This is a genomic window from Streptomyces sp. ID05-39B (assembly GCF_033794725.1).
Taxonomy (GTDB): Bacteria; Actinomycetota; Actinomycetes; order Streptomycetales; family Streptomycetaceae; genus Streptomyces; species Streptomyces bobili.
This window is the reverse complement of record NZ_JARGEF010000128.1, coordinates 1-22,090: the sequence shown is the minus strand read 5'-3', so window position 1 is coordinate 22,090 and position 22,090 is coordinate 1. Positions and strand designations below refer to the sequence as shown.

Annotated in this window: 24 protein-coding genes; 13 read left to right on the top strand and 11 right to left on the bottom strand. The window is 71.3% G+C overall.

Translation table 11 applies throughout. From position 1 onward, the window contains the following. Positions 1-132: 132 nt before the first annotated feature. The 3 genes from P1P75_RS24975 to P1P75_RS24965 form a co-directional block, all read right to left on the bottom strand. The gene (locus P1P75_RS24975; RefSeq protein ID WP_319259004.1) at positions 133-984 is read right to left on the bottom strand and encodes an SURF1 family protein; all 852 of its coding nucleotides are present in this window, start codon (positions 982-984) and stop codon (positions 133-135) included. Positions 985-1,034: 50 nt separating this feature from the next. Next, on the bottom strand, positions 1,035-1,268 hold the full coding sequence (locus tag P1P75_RS24970; protein ID WP_086771029.1) for a hypothetical protein: 234 nt from the start codon (positions 1,266-1,268) through the stop codon (positions 1,035-1,037). A 99-nt stretch (positions 1,269-1,367) separates the two neighbouring features. After that, the gene (locus P1P75_RS24965) at positions 1,368-2,360 is read right to left on the bottom strand and encodes a DEDDh family exonuclease (RefSeq protein WP_319259002.1); all 993 of its coding nucleotides are present in this window, start codon (positions 2,358-2,360) and stop codon (positions 1,368-1,370) included. Between the two features lie 265 nt (positions 2,361-2,625). Here P1P75_RS24965 and P1P75_RS24960 point away from each other — a divergent pair, with 265 nt between their 5' ends. Then, positions 2,626-3,336, top strand: a complete 711-nt coding sequence (locus P1P75_RS24960; RefSeq protein ID WP_319259000.1) for a VIT family protein — start codon at positions 2,626-2,628, stop codon at positions 3,334-3,336. 430 nt (positions 3,337-3,766) lie between these two features. Here the strand turns inward: P1P75_RS24960 and P1P75_RS24955 are convergent, their stop codons facing one another. Further along, positions 3,767-5,296, bottom strand: a complete 1,530-nt coding sequence (locus P1P75_RS24955) for a S8 family serine peptidase (protein WP_319258998.1) — start codon at positions 5,294-5,296, stop codon at positions 3,767-3,769. Positions 5,297-5,608: 312 nt separating this feature from the next. Between P1P75_RS24955 and P1P75_RS24950 the strand changes: the two genes are divergently transcribed. The 3 genes from P1P75_RS24950 to moaA all read left to right on the top strand — a co-directional run bounded on the left by P1P75_RS24950 (position 5,609) and on the right by moaA (position 8,750). Then, entirely contained in the window at positions 5,609-5,965 is a 357-nt protein-coding gene (locus tag P1P75_RS24950; protein ID WP_319258996.1) for a DUF485 domain-containing protein, read from the top strand. Beyond that, entirely contained in the window at positions 5,962-7,599 is a 1,638-nt protein-coding gene (locus P1P75_RS24945) for a cation acetate symporter (RefSeq protein WP_319258994.1), read from the top strand. The genes P1P75_RS24950 and P1P75_RS24945 overlap by 4 nt, the downstream gene beginning before the upstream one ends. Before the next feature lie 161 nt (positions 7,600-7,760). Then, entirely contained in the window at positions 7,761-8,750 is a 990-nt protein-coding gene (gene moaA, locus P1P75_RS24940) for a GTP 3',8-cyclase MoaA (protein ID WP_319258992.1), read from the top strand. Here moaA and P1P75_RS24935 read toward each other — a convergent pair. Together P1P75_RS24935 and P1P75_RS24930 are read right to left on the bottom strand one after the other, a co-directional pair. Then, positions 8,747-9,013: a hypothetical protein gene (locus P1P75_RS24935; RefSeq protein ID WP_319258991.1), complete on the bottom strand. Its 267-nt coding sequence runs from the start codon at positions 9,011-9,013 to the stop codon at positions 8,747-8,749. The genes moaA and P1P75_RS24935 overlap by 4 nt on opposite strands. A gap of 188 nt (positions 9,014-9,201) precedes the next feature. Beyond that, entirely contained in the window at positions 9,202-9,648 is a 447-nt protein-coding gene (locus tag P1P75_RS24930) for a DUF3099 domain-containing protein (RefSeq protein WP_319258989.1), read from the bottom strand. A gap of 199 nt (positions 9,649-9,847) precedes the next feature. Between P1P75_RS24930 and P1P75_RS24925 the strand changes: the two genes are divergently transcribed. Beyond that, entirely contained in the window at positions 9,848-10,126 is a 279-nt protein-coding gene (locus tag P1P75_RS24925; RefSeq protein WP_319258987.1) for a GlsB/YeaQ/YmgE family stress response membrane protein, read from the top strand. 79 nt (positions 10,127-10,205) lie between these two features. On the opposite strand, the gene tyrS is transcribed toward P1P75_RS24925, so the two are convergent. The 3 genes from tyrS to P1P75_RS24910 are packed head-to-tail and all read right to left on the bottom strand — an operon-like array spanning position 10,206 to position 14,478. Further along, the gene (gene tyrS / locus P1P75_RS24920; RefSeq protein WP_319258985.1) at positions 10,206-11,474 is read right to left on the bottom strand and encodes a tyrosine--tRNA ligase; all 1,269 of its coding nucleotides are present in this window, start codon (positions 11,472-11,474) and stop codon (positions 10,206-10,208) included. Between the two features lie 56 nt (positions 11,475-11,530). Beyond that, complete coding sequence (locus P1P75_RS24915) at positions 11,531-12,925, bottom strand: metallopeptidase TldD-related protein (protein ID WP_319258983.1); 1,395 nt, start codon at positions 12,923-12,925, stop codon at positions 11,531-11,533. Beyond that, a complete protein-coding gene (locus P1P75_RS24910) occupies positions 12,922-14,478 on the bottom strand; it encodes a TldD/PmbA family protein (RefSeq protein ID WP_319258981.1) in 1,557 nt (518 codons plus the stop codon). Before P1P75_RS24910 ends, P1P75_RS24915 begins: the two co-directional genes overlap by 4 nt. 243 nt (positions 14,479-14,721) lie before the next feature. On the opposite strand from P1P75_RS24910, the gene fabG reads away from it, so the two are divergent. From fabG to P1P75_RS24895, 3 genes are all read left to right on the top strand, one after another. Continuing rightward, positions 14,722-15,426, top strand: coding sequence for a 3-oxoacyl-[acyl-carrier-protein] reductase (gene fabG / locus P1P75_RS24905; protein ID WP_319258979.1), 705 nt, complete (start codon positions 14,722-14,724; stop codon positions 15,424-15,426). Between the two features lie 5 nt (positions 15,427-15,431). Then, positions 15,432-16,199 (top strand): enoyl-ACP reductase FabI, encoded by a 768-nt coding sequence (gene fabI, locus P1P75_RS24900; RefSeq protein ID WP_319258977.1) that lies wholly within the window; start codon positions 15,432-15,434, stop codon positions 16,197-16,199. 162 nt (positions 16,200-16,361) lie between these two features. Continuing rightward, positions 16,362-16,715 carry a hypothetical protein gene (locus P1P75_RS24895; RefSeq protein ID WP_319258975.1) on the top strand — a complete coding sequence of 118 codons (354 nt, stop codon included), beginning with the start codon at positions 16,362-16,364 and terminating at the stop codon, positions 16,713-16,715. Between the two features lie 4 nt (positions 16,716-16,719). Here P1P75_RS24895 and P1P75_RS24890 read toward each other — a convergent pair whose 3' ends face one another. Next, positions 16,720-17,409, bottom strand: coding sequence for a FadR/GntR family transcriptional regulator (locus P1P75_RS24890; protein WP_319258973.1), 690 nt, complete (start codon positions 17,407-17,409; stop codon positions 16,720-16,722). Between the two features lie 70 nt (positions 17,410-17,479). Here P1P75_RS24890 and P1P75_RS24885 point away from each other — a divergent pair, with 70 nt between their 5' ends. From P1P75_RS24885 to P1P75_RS24870, 4 genes are all read left to right on the top strand, one after another. Then, a complete protein-coding gene (locus P1P75_RS24885; RefSeq protein ID WP_319258971.1) occupies positions 17,480-18,805 on the top strand; it encodes a CynX/NimT family MFS transporter in 1,326 nt (441 codons plus the stop codon). Positions 18,806-19,004: 199 nt separating this feature from the next. Continuing rightward, positions 19,005-19,121: an SGM_5486 family transporter-associated protein gene (locus P1P75_RS24880; RefSeq protein ID WP_319258969.1), complete on the top strand. Its 117-nt coding sequence runs from the start codon at positions 19,005-19,007 to the stop codon at positions 19,119-19,121. Between the two features lie 202 nt (positions 19,122-19,323). Then, positions 19,324-19,530: a hypothetical protein gene (locus tag P1P75_RS24875; protein ID WP_319258967.1), complete on the top strand. Its 207-nt coding sequence runs from the start codon at positions 19,324-19,326 to the stop codon at positions 19,528-19,530. 106 nt (positions 19,531-19,636) lie between these two features. Further along, positions 19,637-20,155, top strand: a complete 519-nt coding sequence (locus P1P75_RS24870; protein ID WP_319258965.1) for a histidine phosphatase family protein — start codon at positions 19,637-19,639, stop codon at positions 20,153-20,155. A gap of 88 nt (positions 20,156-20,243) precedes the next feature. On the opposite strand, the gene serB is transcribed toward P1P75_RS24870, so the two are convergent. Then, entirely contained in the window at positions 20,244-21,467 is a 1,224-nt protein-coding gene (gene serB, locus P1P75_RS24865) for a phosphoserine phosphatase SerB (RefSeq protein ID WP_319258963.1), read from the bottom strand. 181 nt (positions 21,468-21,648) lie between these two features. On the opposite strand from serB, the gene P1P75_RS24860 reads away from it, so the two are divergent. Further along, positions 21,649-21,990 (top strand): hypothetical protein, encoded by a 342-nt coding sequence (locus tag P1P75_RS24860; protein WP_319258961.1) that lies wholly within the window; start codon positions 21,649-21,651, stop codon positions 21,988-21,990. Positions 21,991-22,090: the final 100 nt, after the last annotated feature.

Here is a 22,090-nt window from a genome sequence, read left to right as displayed (position 1 = left end):
GGTGGGTGACACGGGGCGCGTTGTTCGGCCGACGGCGGGCTTGGGACGTTCTGCCGCGAGCGGGAGCGTTCCGCGGTGTGACCGCTGGTGTCCGGGGGTGTCCGCGGGTGTCCCGGGGTGTCCGGGGGTGGCTCAGACGGCCGCGGGCTCGTCGGTGTCCGTCGTATCTGCCGTCTCCGCCGCCTCTGCCGTCTCCGCTGTCTTCGCTGTCTCCGTCGTCTTCTCCGAGGCGACGGCCTCCCTGCGGTCGCGCGTCTCGCGCCGGACCAGGACCACCCAGCCGATCGGTACGCCCGCGGAGAACAGCCACCACTGGATGGCGTAGGCGTAGTTGAGGGCGGCGTCCTCGTTGCCGGGCCGGCCGACCAGTTCGGGGCTGCCGTTCTTCGGCTCGGGGGCCGTCTGCGCGATGTAGCCGCCGAGGACCGGCTCGCCGAGGCGCCGCGCCTCCTGTTCGCTGTTGATCAGCATGACCTGCCGGTCCGGCAGTCCCTGGAGGTTCTTGATGCCGCTCGCCGCGGTCGTCTCGTCGGGCATCAGCCGCCCGGTCACGGTGACCTGCCCGGCGGGCGGCGCGGGGACCTTGGGGAAGGTGGTCTGGGTGGGGGCGTCGGCGGGGATCCAGCCGCGGTTGACCAGCAGCACCCTGCCGTCCGTCAGGAGGAAGGGGGTGAGGACGAGGAATCCGACCTCCTCGTCGCCGTTGACGCGCCGCCGGACGACGACCTCGCGCTCGGTGTCGAAGCGGCCCACGGCGGTCACGGACCGGTACCGCTGGCCGGTGCCGACGGTGTGGCCCGGGGAGGTCAGCTTCTCCACCGGCACGGGGTCGGCGGTGAGCGCGTCGGACACCAGCTGATTGCGGGCGGTGCGCTCGTCGTAGCGGTGCATCTGCCAGATGCCCAGCCTGATCATCGTGGGGATCAGGAGGAGGGCGACGAGCGTGATGATCACCCACTGCCGGGACAAAAGGAAGCGGTACACCCCACGACCGTACCTCCCGGCCGTGGGGCGTCCTCGCGTGGGGGCCCGCTTCATACCCGGTCCACGATGCCCGCCTTTCCCTCCGCGCGGGCACAGTGGGCACCGCAGAACCACTGCCCGTCGACCTCCACGCCCTGGCCGATGATCTGCACGCGGCAGTGCTCGCAGATCGGTGCCATGCGGTGGATCGCACAGGAGAAGCAGTCGAAGACGTGCACCGCGCCCTGCGCGTGCACCTCGAAGGTCATTCCGTAGTTATTGCCGCAGACTTCGCATGTCGCCATGCGCCACAGGGTGAGCCGTCGGTGCGGCGCGGGCCAGACGGCGCCGGGCGAGTCGCCCGCCAATCACCCGTCCGTACGGTCAAGGTCCCTGCCGCCCGGTCACTGCTCCGCGGCCGGCTCTACGTCGCGCAGCAGCTGGCCGAACGCCGCCTCGTCCACCACCGGTGTACCGAACTGGCGGGCCTTGACCACCTTGGAGGTGCCCGAGTCCGGGTCGTTGGTGACGAGCAGGCTGGTCAGCCGGGAGATCGACGTGGCCACATGCAGTCCGGCCTCGGTCGCACGGTCCTCCAGCAGCTCGCGCTCGATCGACGTGTCCCCGGAGAACGCGATCCGCATGCCCTGTCTGAGGTGTTTGCCGTCTTCGTACCGCCCCGGATTGGGGTAGGGGCACGCGGGCCGCTTGCGGGCCGGACGCCAGCTCGTCGGCCGGTAGCCGCCGGGGCCGCCCGCCTGCTGCCCGATCCGTGGCGCGGGCCGGTCCTGCCACTCCGTCAGCGGCCGGCACTCGTGCAGCGGCAGCCGTACGCCGCCCGCCGCCGCGGCCCGCAGACTCGGCCGGAACGCCTCCGCCAGCACGCGCGCGTCGTCCAGCGCGTGGTGCGCCCGCTGCTGGACGACACCGAAGTGGGCGGCCAGTGACTCCAGCTTGTGGTTGGGCAGCGGCAGGGCCAGCTCCTTGGAGAGCGCGATGGTGCACAGCCGCTGCCGCACCGGGGCCTCGCGCTTCGCGCGCGCGTACTCACGGGCGATCATCTGCCAGTCGAACACCGCGTTGTGCGCGACCAGCACCCGGCCGTCGAGCCGGGCCGCGAACTCCTGCGCCACGTCCTGGAAGAGGGGAGCGCCCTCCAGCGCCTCGCTCGTCAGACCGTGGATCCACACCGGGCCCGGGTCGCGCTCCGGGTTCACCAGCGTGTACCAGTGGTCCTCGACCTCACCGCGCGCGTCCAGCCGGTAGACGGCGGCGGAGATGATCCGGTCGTCGCGGGCCAGGCCGGTGGTCTCCACGTCAACGACCGCGTATCCCTGCGGATACGCGGCCGGCCACTCCGTGGGGGAGGACGCTGTGGGCGTACGGTCTTCGAGCATGGTCATTGAGGATACGGGCCGCCACCGACAGCACACGCACGCCTCCCGCTCCACCGCCGGGCACACCACACGCGCGTGCGGGACGAAGCCGGACGGAAGACGCCGCGGCCGCACGGGGGTTCGACCCCGGGACCGGCCCGCGCGGACCGATACCCGTCACGCCTCCCTCCCCGACACCAACCCCCTTGACCGCACGCCCACTTCGGCACGCGCGCGGGGAGCGTCGGTACGAGGCCCGCGCCGTCCCGGATGCGATCCTCCAGATGTGACGGAACCAACCCACGACGAGCCGCACGGCGGGTCCCTCGGATCCCGCCTCAACTGGCTGCGGGCCGCCGTGCTCGGCGCCAACGACGGCATCGTGTCCACCGCCGGCCTCGTCGTCGGTGTGGCCGGCGCCACCGGCGACCGGTCGACGCTGCTGACGGCCGGGCTGGCCGGTCTGCTGGCCGGGTCGATGTCGATGGCGGCGGGGGAGTACGTGTCGGTGTCGACACAGCGCGACTCCGAGATGGCCGCCCTGGCGGTGGAGAGACGTGAGTTGCGGGAGCAGCCGGAGGCCGAGCTGGAGGAGCTGACCGAGCTGCTGGAGGCGCGGGGCCTGACCCGTGCCGTGGCCCGGGACGCGGCCGTCCAGCTGACGGCACGCGACGCGCTGCGCGCCCACGCGCGCGTGGAACTGGGCATCGACCCCGACGACCTCACCAACCCCTGGCACGCCGCCTGGGCAAGCTTCCTCGCCTTCACGGCGGGCGCCCTGCTGCCGCTGCTGGCGATCGTGCTGCCCCCCTCGGACTGGCGGCTGCCCGTCACCGTGGTCTCGGTCCTCCTCGCCCTCGCCTGCACCGGCTGGAGCAGCGCCCGCCTGGGAGCGGCGGCGCCCGCGCGCGCGGTCGTCCGCACCATGGGCGGCGGCGCGGTGGCGATGACGGTGACGTACGCGGCGGGGGCGCTGCTGGGCGCGGCGGGGGTGTGAACGGACCTCAGGTCCTCTCCGCCCAGCTCGCCGGGCCCGCTCCCAGGGGCCCGGCGGCCGAGCCCAGTGACCCGGCCCGCCGTCGAAGGACACCGGCGGCAGCGCGTACCGCAGCCGCCCGATCGGGCTGTCGGTCCCGGCGAGCCAGGACTGCGGCGGGCCGTCGGCGAGGGCTTCCTCGCCCGGCTCGACCCCGTCCGTCAGCCATGCCGCCGTCCGCGCCGACGCCGGCCGTACGACACGGCCGCAGCCTTCGGACGCCTGCTCGGTGAGGGCACGCGGGACGGCTGCCGCCAGGAGGTGGCCGGTGCCGTGGTCGAGGGCCTGGGCCGGCAGCGCGCCGGGCTGATCGGGGGTCCCCTCGACGGCCCTCGGGGCGGACGGAAAAGGCCGGGCGGATCGCTCCGCCCGGCCCTTGGGAACTTCCCGGCTACTTCACCGCACGCAGCGCGTTCACCACGCCGAAGCCGAAGAAGCCGTTGACGCGCTTGCCGCCCGCGCAGGTCGCGTCCACCACGCCGTCACCGTTGCCGTCGTACGGCTCGGCCGGGCAGCCCGGGTTGTCGGCCTGCGCCTTGAGCAGCGTCTGGAGCACCGCCGGAGAGGCCCACGGGTGGGTCGACTTCAGCAGCGCGGCCACACCGGCGACGTGCGGGGACGCCATCGAGGTGCCCTGGAGGAAGCCGTACGCGTTGTTCGGCATCGTCGACAGGATGCGGCCGTTGGCCGACGGCGTCTCCGGGATCTGGTACCTGTCGCCGCCCGGCGCCGCCACGTCGATCGCGCCCAGACCGTACGTGGAGTAGTACGACTTGGTGCCCTTGACGCCCGTCGCGCTCACCGTGACGACCCCCGGCAGCTGGGTCGGCACGTCGAAGCACTTGTGCGGGTCGATCGTCCGCGTCACCGGAGTGGAGTCGTCCGGGCTGGAGGAGTCGACGATCGCGTCGGAGTCCAGGTCGTGGTTGGAGTTGCCGGCCGAGGCGACGTTGAGCGTCCCCTTCGACGTGGCGTACCGCTGTGCCCTGTTGACCGCGTCGACGATGGCCTTCTGGTCGGGGTCGTCCATGCAGTTGTACAGCCACGGGTCCACGTAGTAGCTGTTGTTCGTGATCTCGACGCCGTGGTCGGCGGCGAACACGAAGGCGCAGACGACGTTCTCCGGGTAGAAGAGGCCGTCCTTGGGGTCGCTCACCTTGATGCCGGCGACCTTCACACCGGGCGCCACACCGGCCACGCCGATGCCGTTGCGGGCCGCCGCGATCTCACCGGCGACGTGCGTGCCGTGGTAGTCGTCCGCGGTGTACGGGCGCCAGGCACCCTCGGAGGTGTCCGCGACACCGCCGACGCAGTTGGCCGACTGGGCGGCGGAGAAGTTCGGGGCGAGGTCCGGGTGGGTGTCGTCCACACCGGTGTCGATGACGGCGACGGTCACCTTGCTGCTGCCCGGGTTGATCTGGGCGGCCTTGTCGGCGCCGATGGCGCGCAGGTCCCACTGGTCGGCCTCGAGGGGCTCGCTCGCGCCCGCCGCGGCGGACGCGGTCGCCGTCTTGGCGGCCTCGGCCGCGGACAACAGCTTGGCGGCGCCCTCGTCGGTCGTCCCCGCGAGACTCAGTGGCGCGGTGCGGGTCGCGCCCGCCGACTGCACTCCGCGGACCGCGCGTATCTGCGCGCCGAAGTCGGGGTTCGCCGAGTGCACGACGATGACGCCGATTTTCGCGTAGGTCGCGACGACTGTGCCGTCGGCCGCGGCGATAGCCTTCTTCACCGACCCGATCGTGCGGTGGTCCACCTTGGTGTTGACGACGTACGCCAGGGTTCCGGCGTCGGCCGTCTGGGTGGCCGCGGCCGTGACCGGAGCCGCCGAGGCCGCCGTCGGCAGGAAGCCGAGGGAGGCGGTGAGCGACAGCACGACGGGCACCGCGAGGGCGAGGCGGCGTCTGGAAGGCAGATGAGCCATGGGGTCTCCACATCATCCGGGAGCGAGACCTGTCCGGACACGGGTTGTGCCTGGACAGGTACATGACGGGTGGTGCTCGCCCGAAACTATCTCCCCGACTCATCGGCCAGCAATGACCTTCGGCAGGTGAGTTCACCGGCCATGACCTCCGGCGGCGCCGCTCGTTGGCCATGAGCTGCCGAGGTCACTTCGGAAACCCGTGCGAGGTGTTGAACCCGTCGTCGTGCGCCGCCGTGACCTTGGGCAGGACGGCGAGGACTCTCCCCGCCCCCCTTTTGACCACCACATCCGCAACGCTCGCGAGGAGACTCCGTGGCCACCGAGACACCGCCCCCCTCGAAAACCCCCACCCAACTCCCCTCCACCGAGGAGTTCGTCGCGGTGCAGGAGAGCGCGGAGTTCGGTGAACTGCGCCGTTCCTACCGCGGCTTCGCCTTCCCGCTGACCATCGCCTTCATCGCCTGGTACCTCCTGTACGTCCTGCTGTCCAACTACGCGGGCGACTTCATGGGCACCAAGCTCTTCGGCAACATCAACGTCGCCATGACGATGGGGCTCGCCCAGTTCCTCACCACGTTCCTCATCGCCTGGTGGTACTCGCGGCACGCCGCCGCGAAGCTCGACCCCAAGGCCGAGGCGATCAAGTCCCGGATGGAGGGCAACGCATGATCTCCGCGCAGCACACTCTTCTCGCCGCCGACCTCGCGGCCAACGAGGCCAGCGAGCACCGGCCGCTCATCATCACCCTGTTCGGACTGTTCGTCGTGGCGACGCTCGTCATCACCGTCTGGGCCGGCCGCCAGACCAAGGACGCGGCCGACTTCTACGCGGGCGGCCGCCAGTTCAGCGCCTTCCAGAACGGCCTCGCGGTCTCCGGCGACTACATGTCGGCCGCCTCGTTCCTCGGCATCGCCGGCGCCATCGCCCTCTTCGGCTACGACGGCTTCCTCTACTCCATCGGCTTCCTGGTCGCCTGGCTGGTGGCCCTCCTGCTGGTGGCCGAGCCGCTGCGCAACTCCGGCCGCTACACGATGGGCGACGTCCTCGCCTACCGCATGCGCCAGCGTCCGGTCCGTACCGCGGCCGGCACCTCCACCATCGTCGTATCGATCTTCTACCTGCTGGCCCAGATGGCGGGCGCGGGAGTCCTCGTCTCCCTGCTGCTCGGCATCACCTCCGACGCGGGCAAGATCGCCATTGTCGCCATGGTCGGCCTCCTGATGATCGTGTACGTCTCCATCGGCGGCATGAAGGGCACCACCTGGGTGCAGATGGTCAAGGCCGTCCTGCTCATCACCGGCACCCTCCTGATCACCTTCCTGGTGCTGCTGAAGTTCAACTTCAACATCTCCGACCTGCTCGGCAGCGCCGCCGAGAACAGCGGCAAGGGCACAGCCTTCCTGGAGCCCGGCCTCCAGTACGGCGCCACCGGCACCTCCAAGCTGGACTTCGTCTCCCTGGGCATCGCCCTGGTCCTCGGTACCGCGGGCCTGCCGCACATCCTGATCCGCTTCTACACGGTCCCCAACGCCAAGGCCGCCCGGAAGTCCGTGAACTGGGCGATCGGCATCATCGGCGGCTTCTACCTGATGACCATCGCGCTCGGCTTCGGCGCCGCCGCCCTGATCTCACAGGAAGAGATCATCGCGTCCAACCCGTCCGGCAACACGGCTGCGCCCCTGCTCGCCCTGCACCTGGGCGGCGTCGACTCGGCCTGGGGCGCCATCCTGCTGGCCACCATCTCGGCGGTCGCCTTCGCGACGATCCTCGCCGTGGTCGCGGGCCTCACCCTCGCGTCCTCGTCCTCCTTCGCGCACGACATCTACGCCAACGTCATCCGCAAGGGAGAGGCCACCGGCGCCGAGGAGGTCCGCGCGGCCCGCTGGGCGACCGTCTTCATCGGCATCGTCTCCATCGGCCTGGGCGCCCTCGCCCGTGACCTCAACGTGGCCGGCCTGGTCGCGCTGGCCTTCGCGGTCGCCGCCTCCGCCAACCTGCCGACCATCCTCTACAGCCTGTTCTGGAAGCGGTTCACCACCCAGGGCGCCCTCTGGTCGATCTACGGCGGCCTGATCGTGGCGGTCGGCCTGGTGCTGTTCTCACCCGTGGTCTCCGGCGACCCCAAGGCGATGTTCCCCGACGTCGACTTCGCCTGGTTCCCGCTGAAGAACCCCGGCATCATCTCCATCCCCTTCGGCTTCCTGATGGGCTTGCTCGGCACCGTCCTCACCAAGGAGAAGCCCGACACCGGCAAGTACGCGGAGCTGGAGGTACGGTCCCTGACCGGCACCGGCGCACACTGACGCACGCCTCTTCGAAAGGGGCCGCGCCGCAGGCGATCCGTAGATCACTACGACGCGGCCCCTTCGTACTCGTGGAGATCGGGCCTCCTCGTTGTCAGTGGGGTCACGTAGGCTCACAGGTGACGGAAGACCTGCGATCCGCTACGCGGGAGGGGGCCCACGTGCTCATCGACACCTACGGCCGGGTCGCGACCGACCTGCGCGTCTCACTGACCGACCGGTGCAATCTGCGCTGCACCTACTGCATGCCCGAAGAGGGCCTGCAGTGGCTGGCCAAGCCCGACCTGCTCACGGACGACGAGATCGTCCGCCTGATCGACATAGCCGTCACCTCCCTCGGCATCGAGGAGGTCCGCTTCACCGGCGGCGAGCCCCTGCTGCGCCCCGGCCTGGTCGGCATCGTCGAGCGGGTCGCGGCTCTGTCCCCGCGCCCCCAGATGTCCCTGACCACCAACGGCATCGGCCTCAGGCGCACGGCACCGGCCCTCAAGGCCGCGGGCCTGGACCGGGTCAACGTCTCCCTGGACACGCTGCGCCCGGACGTCTTCAAGACCCTCACCCGCCGCGACCGCCACAAGGACGTCCTCGAAGGACTCCAGGCAGCTCGCGACGCGGGTCTGACCCCGGTGAAGGTCAACTCGGTCCTGATGCCCGGGCTCAACGCCGACGAGGCCCCCGACCTCCTCGCCTGGGCCGTCGAGCACGACTACGAACTGCGGTTCATCGAGCAGATGCCGCTGGACGCCCAGCACGGCTGGAAGCGCGACGGCATGGTCACGGCAGGCGACATCCTCGCCGCCCTGCGCACCCGCTTCGACCTCACCGAGGAGGGTTCGGCAGAGCGTGGCTCGGCCCCGGCCGAACGCTGGATCGTCGACGGCGGCCTGCACCGCGTCGGCGTCATCGCCTCCGTCACCCGCCCGTTCTGCTCCGCCTGCGACCGCACCCGCCTCACCGCCGACGGCCAGGTCCGCACCTGCCTGTTCGCGCGCGAGGAGACCGACCTGCGCGCGGCCCTGCGCTCAGACGCCTCCGACGAGGAGATAGCGCGCATCTGGCGCCTGGCGATGTGGGGCAAGAAGGCCGGAGCGGGCCTCGACGACCCGACGTTCGTCCAGCCGGACCGCCCGATGTCGGCGATCGGCGGCTAACCCTGCCCGGAACCGCCCGGCGCGGAGCCCCCGGTGGATCCTCCGGCGGATCCCTCGGGGGACTCCCACTCCGTCAGCAGGACCACGTCCTTGAGGAAACCGCGTACCCCGAGGAACTGCGACAGGTGCTCCCGGTGCTCCTCGCACGCCAGCCACGTCTTGCGGCGCTCCGGCGTGTGGATCTTCGGGTTGTTCCACGCCAGCACCCACACGGCGTCGCTGCGGCAGCTCTTCGCGGAGCAGACCGGGGTCTCTTCACTCACAGGTTCGTCTCACAAGTGCGCTGAAAAAGGCGACGCCGAGCAGCCACGGGGGGAGCTGCCCGGCGTCGGTCCGTCGCTCCGACGGGGGATGCGGAGCGCGTACGAAGTATGTCACGGCGACCCGGGGCCACGGCACTGGAACTACAGCTTTTATTGGGCTCGGCTCTCGGGCTCGGCGTGCAACCGGCTCATGGCCGCCGCTCGGCCGGACCGGCCTCCACGTCCCCCGGAACGGGGCCTCTCCGCTCTCGCGCGGACGCCGGTTCCTCCCGCGCGGATTCCGCGAAGGGCTCCTCCTGCGCCGCCCGTTCCTCCGCTTCCTCCGCACGCGCAGGAGTGATCATCGGCGGCACGGGAGCGGTCACGAACGTCGACGGCAGCCCCGGCGCGTTCTCCCGCCCGGCATTGGCGATCACCACCGCGACATACGGCAGGACCACGCCAAGGACCAGCGCCACCACCGCAACATGCCGTTCCACGTTCCACAGCGTCGCCGCCAGGATCACCGCCACGGTCCGCACCGACATCGAGATCACGTACCGCCGCTGCCGGCCCCGCACATCGTCGTGGAGGCTCTGACGTGCCCCGGTGATCCGGAACACCTGGACGTCGCCGCCGCCGTGCTGCTTCCGCATCACATTCCACCATCCGCGCGCTCGAACTCTCCCGTCCTCCACGGTACGCCGCAGCCGGGCCGACCTGGAGACCGGGTCGCCACCGGTCCGGGCGAACGCGCTGCGCCGTACCGCGTACGGCGCCACCCGACATGCGGCGTACGGAGGCCGGGCCGACACTGAGATCAATGTTGGCGAAGAGCCGTACGAGGAGGCAGCCATGGGCTGGTTGTGGGCGATCATCGTGGGATTCGTGCTGGGCCTGATCGCGAAGGCGATCATCCCGGGCAAGCAGCACAGCCCACTGTGGCTGACCACCATCTTCGGCATCCTGGGCGCGATCGTCGGCAATGCGGTCGCCCGGGGCTTCGGAGTCGACGAGACCAACGGCATCGACTGGAGCCGGCACATCTTCCAGCTGATCGCCGCGGTCATCATCGTGGCCTTCGGCGACATGCTGTACATGGCGACGCTGGGTAAGCGCAAGCAGCACACCTGAGCATCCGAAGGGGCGCGCGCCGGCGCACGACCGGCAGACAACCGCGGCCCGCACAGCCGGCCCGCGCCCCTCGGTGCGGCTACGCCCCGGTCACCTCGACGGCGGCCAGGTTCTTCTTGCCCCGCCGCAGAACCAGCCAGCGCCCGTGCAGCAGATCCTTCGCCGCCGGCACGGCGTCCTCGGCGGTGACCTTCACGTTGTTCACGTAGGCCCCGCCCTCCTTCACCGTCCGCCGGGCCGCGGACTTGCTGGCCACCAGGCCGACCTCGGCGAGCAGGTCGACCACGGGACCCAGCTCGCAGACCTGGATGTGCGGCACCTCGGAGAGGGACGCGGCCAGCGTCCCCTCGTCCAGCTCCGCCAGCTCGCCCTGCCCGAAGAGGGCCTTGGACGCGGCGGTCACGGCGGCCGTCTGGCCGGCACCGTGCACCAGCGTCGTCAGCTCCTCGGCCAGCGCGCGCTGCGCGGCACGGGCCTGCGGCCGCTCCTCGGTCTGGCGCTCCAGCTCCTCGATCTCCTCGCGCGAGCGGAAACTGAAGATGCGCAGGAACTTCGAGGCGTCCCGGTCGTCCGCGTTCAGCCAGAACTGGTAGAAGGCGTACGGCGTGGTCATCTCGGGGTCGAGCCAGACCGTGCCGGACTCCGTCTTGCCGAACTTGGTGCCGTCGGCCTTGGTGATCAGCGGCGTGCCCAGCGCGTGCACCACGGCATCGGGCTCGACCTTGTGGATCAGTTCGGTGCCCGAGGTGAGGTTGCCCCACTGGTCGCTGCCGCCGGTCTGCAGCGTGCAGCCGTACCGCCGGTACAGCTCCAGGTAGTCCATGCCCTGAAGGATCTGGTAGCTGAACTCGGTGTAGCTGATGCCCGCGTCGGAGTTGAGCCGCCGGGAGACGGCCTCCTTCGCGATCATCTTGTTGACCCGGAAGTGCTTGCCGATGTCCCGCAGGAACTCGATGGCCGACAGGCCCTGCGTCCAGTCCAGGTTGTTGACCATGACCGCCGCGTTCGGGCCCTCGAAGTCCAGCAGCGGGGTGATCTGCGCGCGCAGCCGCTCCACCCACCGGGCGACGACCTCGGGGGCGTTCAGCATGCGCTCGGAGTTCGGCTTGGGGTCACCGATCAGACCGGTGGCGCCCCCGACCAGGCCCAGCGGACGGTTGCCCGCCTGCTGGATCCGGCGCATCGTGAGGATCTGCACGAGGTTGCCGAGATGCAGGCTGGGCGCGGTCGGGTCGAAGCCGCAATAGAACGTGACAGGACCGTCCGCGAATGCCTTGCGCAATGCGTCCTCGTCGGTGGAGAGAGCGATCAGCCCGCGCCACTTCAGTTCGTCGACGATGTCCGTCACTGTTCTCGTATCTCCTTGATGATCTTCCGGCGATCGAGTGACCACCGGCTACGAGGTTATACGCCCTGACTGACAGAACTCATATTGAAATCCGGCACCCGCAGCGCGGGCATCGCGGACCTGGTGAACCAGTCGCTCCACTCCCTGGGCAGCGTCTTCTCCGTGCGCCCCGCCTCCGTGACCCGGCCCAGCAGGTCGACCGGAGACTCGTTGAACCGGAAGTTGGTGACCTCGCCCACGACCTCGCCGTCCTCGACGAGATAGACGCCGTCCCGGGTCAGCCCGGTCAGCAGCAGCGTCGCCGGGTCCACCTCGCGGATGTACCACAGGCAGGTCAGCAGCAGCCCGCGCGTGGTGCTCGCGACCATGTCGTCCAGGCAGCGGTCGGAGCCGCCGTCCAGGATGAGGTTGTCGGCCCCGGGTGCCACCGGCAGGCCGGTCAGGGCCGCGCTGTGCCGGCTGGTGGTGAGCTGTTTCAGCTCGCCGCCGCTGATCCACTCGGTGGCCGGGACGGGCAGCCCGTTGTCGAAGACCGACTGGTCGCCGCCCGAGGAGTGCGCCACGACGAACGGCGCCGACTCCAGGCCCGGCGCGTTCGGGTCGCTGCGCAGGGTCAGCGGCAGCTCGGACAGCCGCTCGCCGATGCGCGTGCCGCCGCCCGGCCTGGAGAACACCGTCCGACCCTCGGAGGCGTCCCGGCCCGACGCCGACCACAGCTGGTAGATCATCAGGTCCGCGACCGCGGTCGGCGGGAGCAGCGTCTCGTAGCGCCCCGCGGGCAGCTCGATCCGTCGCTCGGCCCAGCCCAGCCGTACGGCCAGCTCGGCGTCGAGCGCCGCGGGGTCGACGTCCTTGAAGTCCCGCGTCGAGCGGCCCGCCCACGCCGAACGCGTACGGTCCGGCGACTTGGCGTTCAGCTCCAGCGTCCCGTTGGGCTGGTCGTGCCGCAGCCGCAGCCCCGTCGACGTGCCCAGGTAGGTCGACACCAGCTCGTGATTGGCGAAGCCGTACAACTCCCGGCCGCCCGCACGCGCGCGGGCGAAGGCCTCGCCCAGCGCCGGAGCGAAGTCGGCGAACACCGCGGACGAGGTCTCGACGGGAGCCTCGGTGAACTCCGGCGACGGCGCCACACCCGTCACCAGCGGCTGCGCGTCCTCGGCGGGCGCGGCACCGCGCGCGGCGGCCTCGGCGGCCCGCACCAGCGGCTCCAGCTCGCCGGCGGTCACCGCGGACCGCGACACGACCCCGGAGGCGGTGCCCTCCTTGCCGTCGAGGGTCGCGATCACGGTGAGCGTGCGCCCGCGCGTGACACCGTTGGTGGTCAGCGCGTTGCCCGCCCAGCGCAGATTGGCGCTCGACCGCTCGTCGGCGATCACGACACAGCCGTCGGCCCGCGACAGCTCCAGCGCACGCTCCACGACCTCGTGCGGCTTGTCGGTACGGGCGCTCATCGGCCGGCCTCCTGCGTGGTGTTGAGGATGTTGACGCCCTTGAACAGGGCGGACGGGCAGCCGTGGGACACAGCCGCGACCTGGCCCGGCTGGGCCTTGCCGCAGTTGAAGGCGCCGCCCAGGACGTACGTCTGCGGGCCGCCGACGGCCGCCATGGAACCCCAGAAGTCGGTGGTCGTCGCCTGGTAGGCCACGTCCCGCAGCTGCCCGGTGATCCGCCCGTTCTCGATCCGGAAGAACCGCTGCCCGGTGAACTGGAAGTTGTAGCGCTGCATGTCGATCGACCAGGACCGGTCCCCCACGACGTAGATCCCGCGGTCCACGCTGCCGATCAGGCCCTCCGTGGACATCCCCGCCGGATCCGGCCGCAGCGACACGTTGGCCATGCGCTGCACCGGGACGTGCCCGGGGGAGTCGGCGTACGCGCACCCGTTGGAGCGCTCGAACCCGGTCAGTTTCGCGATCCGCCGGTCCAGCTGGTAGCCGACGAGCGTGCCGTCCTTGACCAGGTCCCAGGACTGCGCCTCGACGCCCTCGTCGTCGAAGCCGACGGTCGCCAGGCCGTGCTCGGCGGTACGGTCACCGGTCACGTTCATCAGGTCCGAGCCGTAGCGCAGCTTGCCGAGCTGGTCGAAGGTGGCGAAGGAGGTACCGGCGTAGGCCGCCTCGTAGCCGAGGGCCCGGTCCAGCTCCGTCGCGTGCCCGATCGACTCGTGGATGGTCAGCCAGAGGTTGGACGGATCGACCACCAGGTCGTACAGGCCCGGCTCGACGCTCGGCGCCCGCATCTTCTCCGCGAGCAGCTCCGGGATCCGCTCCAGCTCCTCGTCCCAGTCCCAGCCGGTGCCGGTGAGGTACTCCCAGCCGCGCCCGGCCGGCGGCGCGATCGTCCGCATCGAGTCGAACTCACCGCTGGACTCGTCCACCGACACCGCCGTCAGCGCCGGGTGCAGCCGCACCCGCTGCTGGGTGGTCACCGTGCCCGCGGTGTCGGCGTAGAACTTGTTCTCGTGGACGGTGAGCAGCGAGGCGTCGACATGGTCGACCCCGTCGGCCGCCAGCAGCCGAGCGCTCCAGTCCGCGAGCAGCGCCGCCTTGTCCTCGTCCGGCACCGTGAACGGATCGATCTCGTACGACGAGATCCAGGTGCGGTCCTCATGCACCGGCTCGTCGGCCAGCTCCACCCTCCCCCACTGCCCGAAAGGCGTGGGAGGTGCCCCCACGTCCGACCCGGCCGCCTTGATCACCTGCGCGGACAGCTTCGCCATCGCCACCGCCTGCGAGGCGACCTTGGCTGCGGCGTCCATCGTCAGATCCACACCGGACGCGAACCCCCACGTCCCGCCGTGCACCACGCGCACCGCGTACCCGAGGTCGGTGGTGTCCGACGACCCGGAGGGCCGGGCGTCCCGCAGCCGCAAGGACGCGCTGCGCACCCGCTCGAACCGGAAGTCGCCATGGTCGGCGCCGAGCGCACGCGCGCGCGCCAGGGCGGCGTCGGCGAGGGCCCGCAACGGCAGTGCCGTGAAACTTTCGTCGATGCTGTGAGGCACCTGGGTATCTCCCTGTGGTCGTCGCCTGTGATGGCTCCGATCATGTCGCGCGAGCGGACCCCGGGACCACAGCTTTCCGGCCCGCTCCGGCAGATTTCTGTAGAAACCCCACAGTCAGTCCCGTGACGCGCTGTCGGTGCCCTGATGTCCGAGCGCGTCGGCGTACCGATAGGTTTCGAGGGAAGCCGCCTGCCTCTCAGGTCTCGGGCGGTGTGTCAAGACCCCTACGGAAAGGGTGATCCGTTGAGCCGCTCGGTTCTCGTCACCGGAGGCAACCGAGGCATCGGCCTCGCCATCGCCCGCGCGTTCGCCGACGCCGGCGACAAGGTCGCGATCACATACCGGTCGGGGGAGCCGCCGGCCGGCTTCTTGGCCGTCAAGTGCGACATCACCGACTCGGAGCAGGTGGAGCAGGCCTACAAGGAGATCGAGGCCGAGCACGGCCCGGTCGAGGTCCTGATCGCCAACGCCGGCGTCACCAAGGACCAGCTCCTGATGCGCATGACCGAGGAGGACTTCACCTCGGTCCTGGACACCAACCTCACCGGCACCTTCCGCGTCGTCAAGCGCGCCAACCGCGCCATGCTGCGCGCCCGCAAGGGCCGGGTCGTGCTCATCTCCTCCGTGGTCGGGCTGCTCGGCTCCGCGGGACAGGCCAACTACGCCGCCTCCAAGGCCGGCCTGGTGGGCTTCGCGCGCTCCCTCGCCCGTGAGCTGGGGTCGCGCAACATCACCTTCAACGTCGTCGCGCCGGGCTTCGTCGACACCGACATGACGCAGGCGCTGACCGACGAGCAGCGCGCGGGCATCCTCTCGCAGGTGCCGCTCGGCCGGTACGCGCAGCCCGACGAGATCGCCGCGACGGTGCGGTTCCTCGCCTCGGACGACGCCTCGTACATCACTGGAGCCGTCATCCCCGTAGACGGCGGACTGGGAATGGGTCACTGATCACCATGAGCGGAATTCTCGAGGGCAAGCGCGTCCTGATCACCGGTGTGCTGATGGAGTCCTCCATCGCCTTCCACGCCGCCAAGCTGGCCCAGGAGCAGGGCGCGGAGATCATCCTGACCGCGTTCCCGCGGCCCACGCTGACCGAGCGCATCGCCAGGAAGCTCCCCAAGCCCACCAAGGTCATCGAGCTGGACGTGACCAACGACGAGCACCTGGGACGGCTGGCCGATGTCGTCGGCGAGGAGCTGGGCAGCCTCGACGGTGTCGTGCACTCCATCGGATTCGCCCCGCAGGACGCCCTCGGCGGCAACTTCCTCAACACGCCGTTCGAGTCGGTCGCCACGGCCATGCACGTCTCCGCGTTCTCCCTGAAGTCGCTCACCATGGCCTGCCTGCCGCTGATGCAGAACGGCGGCTCCGTCGTCGGCCTCACGTTCGACGCGCAGTACGCCTGGCCGCAGTACGACTGGATGGGCCCGGCCAAGGCCGCCCTGGAGGCCACCAGCCGCTACATGGCGCGTGACCTGGGCAAGCAGAACATCCGCTGCAACCTCGTCTCCGCCGGCCCTCTCGCCTCGATGGCCGCGAAGTCCATCCCGGGCTTCGGCGACCTGGCCGCCGTGTGGGACACCCGCTCCCCGCTCGAGTGGGACCTCAAGGACCCCGAGCCGGCCGGGCGCGGCATCGTCGCCCTGCTGAGCGACTGGTTCCCGAAGACCACCGGCGAGATCATCCACGTGGACGGCGGCCTGCACGCCATCGGCGCCTGATCCCCGGCCACCTCGTCGACGCCCCGCCGCCCGCCTCGCGCGGGGAGCGGGGCGTCACCCGTTCGGCGCACCCGGCCGGGCGGCGGAGCGGCCGCGCACCGCACTCTGAAGTGCGCGTTCGTCAAGCGTCTCCCTGCCCAGCCCGGCCGAGGAGGTCCCTTTGTGCGCCTGTTCCGCAGCGTTGCCCCAGTGACCGTCGCCGTCTGCCTCGTCCTGTCCCTGCCGTACGACGAGCGACCCCACGCGCGCGTACCGGCACGGCACGCCGCCGTCGTCATGGAGGAACCGCTTGGCGCGGAGTGCCGGATCAGCGTCGAGGGATCCCGGGTGACCGCCTACTGCCACAACCCCGACGCCGCCACCGACCGGGTACGCCTGCACATCGAGTGCGCGCGCTGGTGGGACCTGGACACCGACGGCGCCCCCGCCGACGTGGGACCCGCCGTGACCGTACGGCTGACCGGGCGCTGCTGGAAGGAGGTCGGTGAGGCCTGGGTCAGCCACCGGTTGGTGTGAGCGGTCAGCCACCGGTTGGTGTGAACCGTCCGGGGCGGCACAGGAAGGGATAGCTCGCCGCCTCGACGGCCGCCGTCTCCGCGTCCCGCGCGCGAATGGCGTCGACCAGCCGCGTGTGGTCCATGTGCGTCTCCGGCGTCAGCTCCTCGCCGACGTCCTCGCGCAGCCAGTCCCGCAGAACCTCGCCGAGATCGGCGTACACGGCGGTCATCGCGTCGTTGTGGGAAGCGGCCATCACCGCCAGGTGGAAGGTCGCGTCCGCCGTCACGAAGGCCTCGGCGTCCCCCGACTCCCACGCCTGCTCGCGGCGCAGCAGCAGCGCGTCCAGCTGCTTGAGGTCCTTCTCCGTACGCCGCTCGGCGGCCAGCCGGGCCGCGCCCGACTCCAGGGTGGCGCGCAGTTCCGCGATGTGCCGCGGGTCGGCGTCCGCGAAACGGCGGTGCATCACGCCCGCCAGCTCGCTGGTCGCCACCACAAAGGTTCCCGAGCCCTGGCGGATGTCCAGCAGGCCGTTGTGCGCGAGCGCGCGGACGGCCTCGCGGACGGTGTTGCGGGCGACGCCCAGTTGCTCGACCAGTTCGGGCTCCGTCGGGATGCGTGAGCCCACCGGCCACTCGCCCGAGGTGATCTGCGTGCGCAGCGCGGCGATGACCTGCTCGGACAGTGCGGAGCGACGGGGATGGCTCAGGGGCATGGCACACCTTCGCACGGGCCGGGCCGGCAGCGGGTACCCGGAGATGGACAACCAATCATCCCATGATTCTATGATGGGCGGCATGGCGAGCAAGGACACCACGAGCATGCGCGACACCGCACCCGCGACCGACGGACCCCCGTCGGCCGGGGAGTCCGCGGCCTCCCAGGGCCGCCCGGCGGCCCGGCCGCCCGCCCCGGGCGCGTGGGCGACCCGTCTGGTCGTCGTCGGCATCGTGCTCGCCGCACTCAACCTCCGCCCCGCCATCACCAGCCTCGGCGCCCTCCTCGAAGAGGTCCGCGACGGCCTCGGCATGAGCGGCAGCGTGGCCGGCCTCCTGACGTCCGTGCCCCCGCTCTGCTTCGCCGTCTTCGGAGTCATGGCGCCCCGCCTCGCCCGCCGCTTCGGCGCCGGCGCGGTGGTCTGCGCGGGCATGGCCGCCATCGCCGCGGGGCTGCTCATACGGCCGTACGCGGGCGGTACGGCCGGCTTCCTCGCCGCCAGCGCCCTCGCCCTCATGGGCATCGCCGTCAGCAACGTCCTGATGCCGGTCATCGTCAAGCGCTGGTTCCCCGACCGGGTCGGCTCCATGACCGGCCTGTACTCCATGGCCCTCGCCCTGGGCACCTCGGCCGCCGCGGCGGTCACCGTGCCGATGACCGACATGCTGGGCGGCGACTGGCGGACCGGGCTGGTGGTCTGGGCGGGCCTGGCGGCAGCGGCCGTGGCGCCGTGGCTGGCGCTGGCGGCCCGAGAGCGGGGCACGACGCCCGCCCCGCAGGCCTCCGCGCGCGTGGAGGCACCCGGCGTTCTGCGCGTCACCCGCAGCCGTACCGCCTGGGCGCTCGCCGTCTTCTTCGGCCTCCAGGCCACCGCCGCCTACATCACCATGGGCTGGATGCCGCAGATCTTCCGCGACGCGGGCGTGCCCGCGAGCACGGCCGGACTGCTCCTGGCCGTCACGATGGCGATGGGGGTGCCCCTGGCCTTCGTCATCCCGCGCGTGGCGACCCGGCTGCCCCACCAGGGCCCCATCGTCGTCGTCCTCGGACTCTGCGGTCTCGTCGGCTACGCCGGGCTGCACTTCGCGCCCGCCGCCGGCGCCTGGGCCTGGGCCCTGCTGCTCGGCGTCTCCAACTGCGCCTTCCCGCTGGCCCTCACCCTGGTCGGCATGCGGGCCAGGACCGGCGGGGGAGTGGCCCAGCTGTCGGCCTTCGCGCAGAGCGCCGGATACCTGCTGTCGATCCCCGGCCCGCTCCTGGTGGGCGTCCTCTACCAGCACAGCGGCGGCTGGGGCCTGCCCCTCGCGCTGATGGCGGCACTGATGGTCCCGCAGATGGCCGTGGGCGTTCTCGCCGGCCGCGACCGCACGGTGGAGGACGAAGCCACCCGCTGACGGCGCGCCGGGCCCTGTGAGCGCTGCGGTCCCCGTACGAGCGCCCAAGTCCCTCCGAGTCCGTCGGTCCCGCGGAGTCCGTCGGTCCCGCGGAGTCCGTCGGTCCCGCGGGGCCCGCCGGTCCCTTGAGCCCGCGGGGCCCGCCGGTCCCGCTGACCCCGCGGGCACCGCACCGGGTGCCGGGTGCGAGACTGGGCGCATGCCAGTGCTCGACCCGAACCCCGAGAACGGCCAGAAGAAGATGCTGCTCGTCTTCGGCGCGTTCCTCCTCATTTTTGTGATCATCGGGATCATCGCCACCATCGCCTCCCCCTGACGCATCGCCTCCCCCTGGCACGCCCCGGCCGGGGACGGTGGGATCGCGCCCCACGGTGGGGTTAACCCCCCTGTCCCCTAGGGGGTGAGGGTCAGGGTCAAGTGGGTGGATCACCGGATGGGCCGGGGGCCGCCGGGTCCGTACCTTCGAGATGTGGCCGCGTGACGCGGCCCGGACCCCTCGAAGACCAGCGGAGGCACTCATGTCGGCCCCTACGCACACCCGGCCCCACCCGGCCGTCCCGGGCGGCGTCGGCGCCCGGCTGCCCTGGTGGGCGCTGGCCCTGCCGACCCTGGCCTTCGTGGCCCTCCTCATGCTGATACTGAACCCGTCCGACGCCCAGGCGGCCTCCGGCGACCCGGCGATCACCCACCTCGTGGACCGCGCATGGCAGCTCGTCGCCCGTTAGGACCTGTCGATCACGCCCCGGCCGCACGCTTCACACCCCCACCCCAGGTGAAGGCGCATGTCAACTCCCTGCGCCCGATGGCCTGTTTCATGCGAAGCTGGGAGTCATGAGCGTCGCAGAACCCCGCAGGATCGTCCTCTTCCGGCATGCGAAAGCAGACTGGCCACAGGTGACCGACCACGAGCGACCGCTCGCTGACCGGGGCCGCCAGGACGCAGCCGTCGCCGGACGCAAGCTGACCGACTCCGGCATCGCCGTCGACCTGGCCCTGTGCTCCACCGCGACCCGCACTCGCGAGACGTGGAAGCTCGCAGTCCACGAGCTGCCGCACCGGCCGAAGACGGTCTACGAGGAGCGAATCTACGATGCCTCCCCGGGCGAGCTGATCGCCCTGCTCAACGAGGTGTCCGACGATGTGCGCAACCTCGTCCTGGTCGGCCACAACCCCGGCATCGAGGGCCTCGCCGAGATCCTCTCCGGCACCGCCGAGGAGGACGCCCGCGAGCGGATGACCCGCCGCGGCTTCCCCGCCGCCGCCTTCGCCGTCCTGACCTTCGACGGCTCCTGGAAGTCCCTGGAGCCGGGCACGGCCTCGCTCGTCGACTACTGGGCGCCGTCCGAGTAACCACGGGCCCGGCACGCGTGAGGCCCGGCAGCACGCCGGGCCCCGCGTCCCTCCGTCGCCGCCGGCCGCTGCTACCAGCCCGCTGCCGCTACCGGTCGTCGTGCGTGTCCGCCGCCTCGACCTCTTCCCGGGTGACGCCCAGCAGATAGAGGACGGTGTCCAGGAACGGCACGTTCACGGCGGTGTGCGCGGCCTCGCGCACCACCGGCTTGGCGTTGAAGGCGACCCCGAGACCGGCCGCGTTCAGCATGTCCAGGTCATTGGCACCGTCACCGATCGCCACCGTCTGCGACAGCGGTACGCCCGCCTCCGCGGCGAACCTGCGCAGCAGCCGCGCCTTGCCCGCGCGGTCAACGATCTCCCCGGTGACCCGGCCGGTCAGCTTCCCGTCGACGATCTCCAGGGTGTTGGCCTGCGCGAAGTCCAGCCCCAGCCGTTCCTTCAGGTCGTCGGTGACCTGGGTGAAGCCGCCGGAGACGACGCCCACCTGGTAGCCCAGCCGCTTCAGCGTGCGGATCAGCGTGCGGGCGCCCGGCGTCAGCCGTACCTCCGCGCGCACCTTGTCCACCACCGAGACGTCCAGCCCCTCCAGCAGGGCCACACGCGCGTGCAGCGACTGCTCGAAGTCCAGCTCGCCGCGCATCGCCGTCGCCGTCACCTCGGCGACCTCCTTCTCGCAGCCGGCGTGCGCCGCGAAGAGTTCGATCACCTCGTCCTGGATGAGCGTGGAGTCGACGTCCATGACGACCAGCCGCTGTGCGCGCCGGTGCAGGCCCGCGGCCACCACGGCGACGTCGACACCGAGTGCCGCGGCGTCGGTGACCAGGGCGGTGCGCAGGGGCGCCGTCTCCACCCCGGAGACCGCGAACTCCACGGCGGTGACCGGGTACTTCGCCAGCCGGAAGATACGGTCGATGTTGCCGCCGGTCTGGGTGATCGTGGCGGCGACGGCGGCGGTGGCCTCCGCGGTGAGCGGATGCCCGAGCACGGTGACCAGGGACCGTCCGAGGCCACGCGGCCGGTTGTCACCGAGGCCGGAGATGATCTCCGCCTGCATCTTCATCGACTCCGCCCAGCTGTGGACGGTCGACCGCAGGTCCCCCTCCAGCCCGCGCGGCGGCTCGGTCACGAGCGCGCACAGCACCATGCGGCCACGGGTGACGACCTGCTCGATGTCGACCACGTCGACGGAGTAGGCGGCGAGGGTGTCGAAGAGGCCGGCCGTGATTCCCGGCCTGTCCTTGCCGAAGATCTTGACGAGGAGAGTCGGGACATCGGAGGGCGAGAACGGCGAGGTCTGCGAAGCGCTCATGGTGTACCCACCGTATCCGGCACCCAGTGCCTGCCGCCGCAGAGGTCCGCCTGACGGACACGGGACGGCGGGTGCCCCGCGCGAGGCCGGCGCGTCGGGGAACGGCGGTAGGCAGCATGCACGGCCCGGATGAGTAGCCGCACTCATGCCGCCGTCCGGGCGCCGACCGCAGGCTGGATCCGTGAACGTACAACGGAACGTCAAGCCCCGCGACCTCGGCGATCGGCCCGCGTGCCTCCCCCTTGCCGTGCTGTTCTGGAGCGGAGCGGCGCTGATCGCGTTCGGTCCCGTCCTTGTCCTGACTCTCTTCGCCGCCGCCTGGGCACAGCCGATGACGGCACAGGTTGCGGGAGCGCGATTGGCCATGTTCCAGGTCGGGAGCATCGCGGTCCTGCTGACCCCCGTGTACTTCGCCCCCGGCGTCCGCCGTCTCGCCCGAGCCGCCCGGTTCGCCCTGCTCGGGCCGATGGCCGCGGCCATCGCACTCACCGTGCTCGCCTGCCTCTACCGCACGCTTCCGTGACTCACCGGCCCCCGCTGGGCCTGTCCGGGGGTGCCGGCGGAGGAGGTGGGGGAGGCGGCATGGGCCCGTCGCCCGGCGACCGCCTCCCGGACCGTGGAGG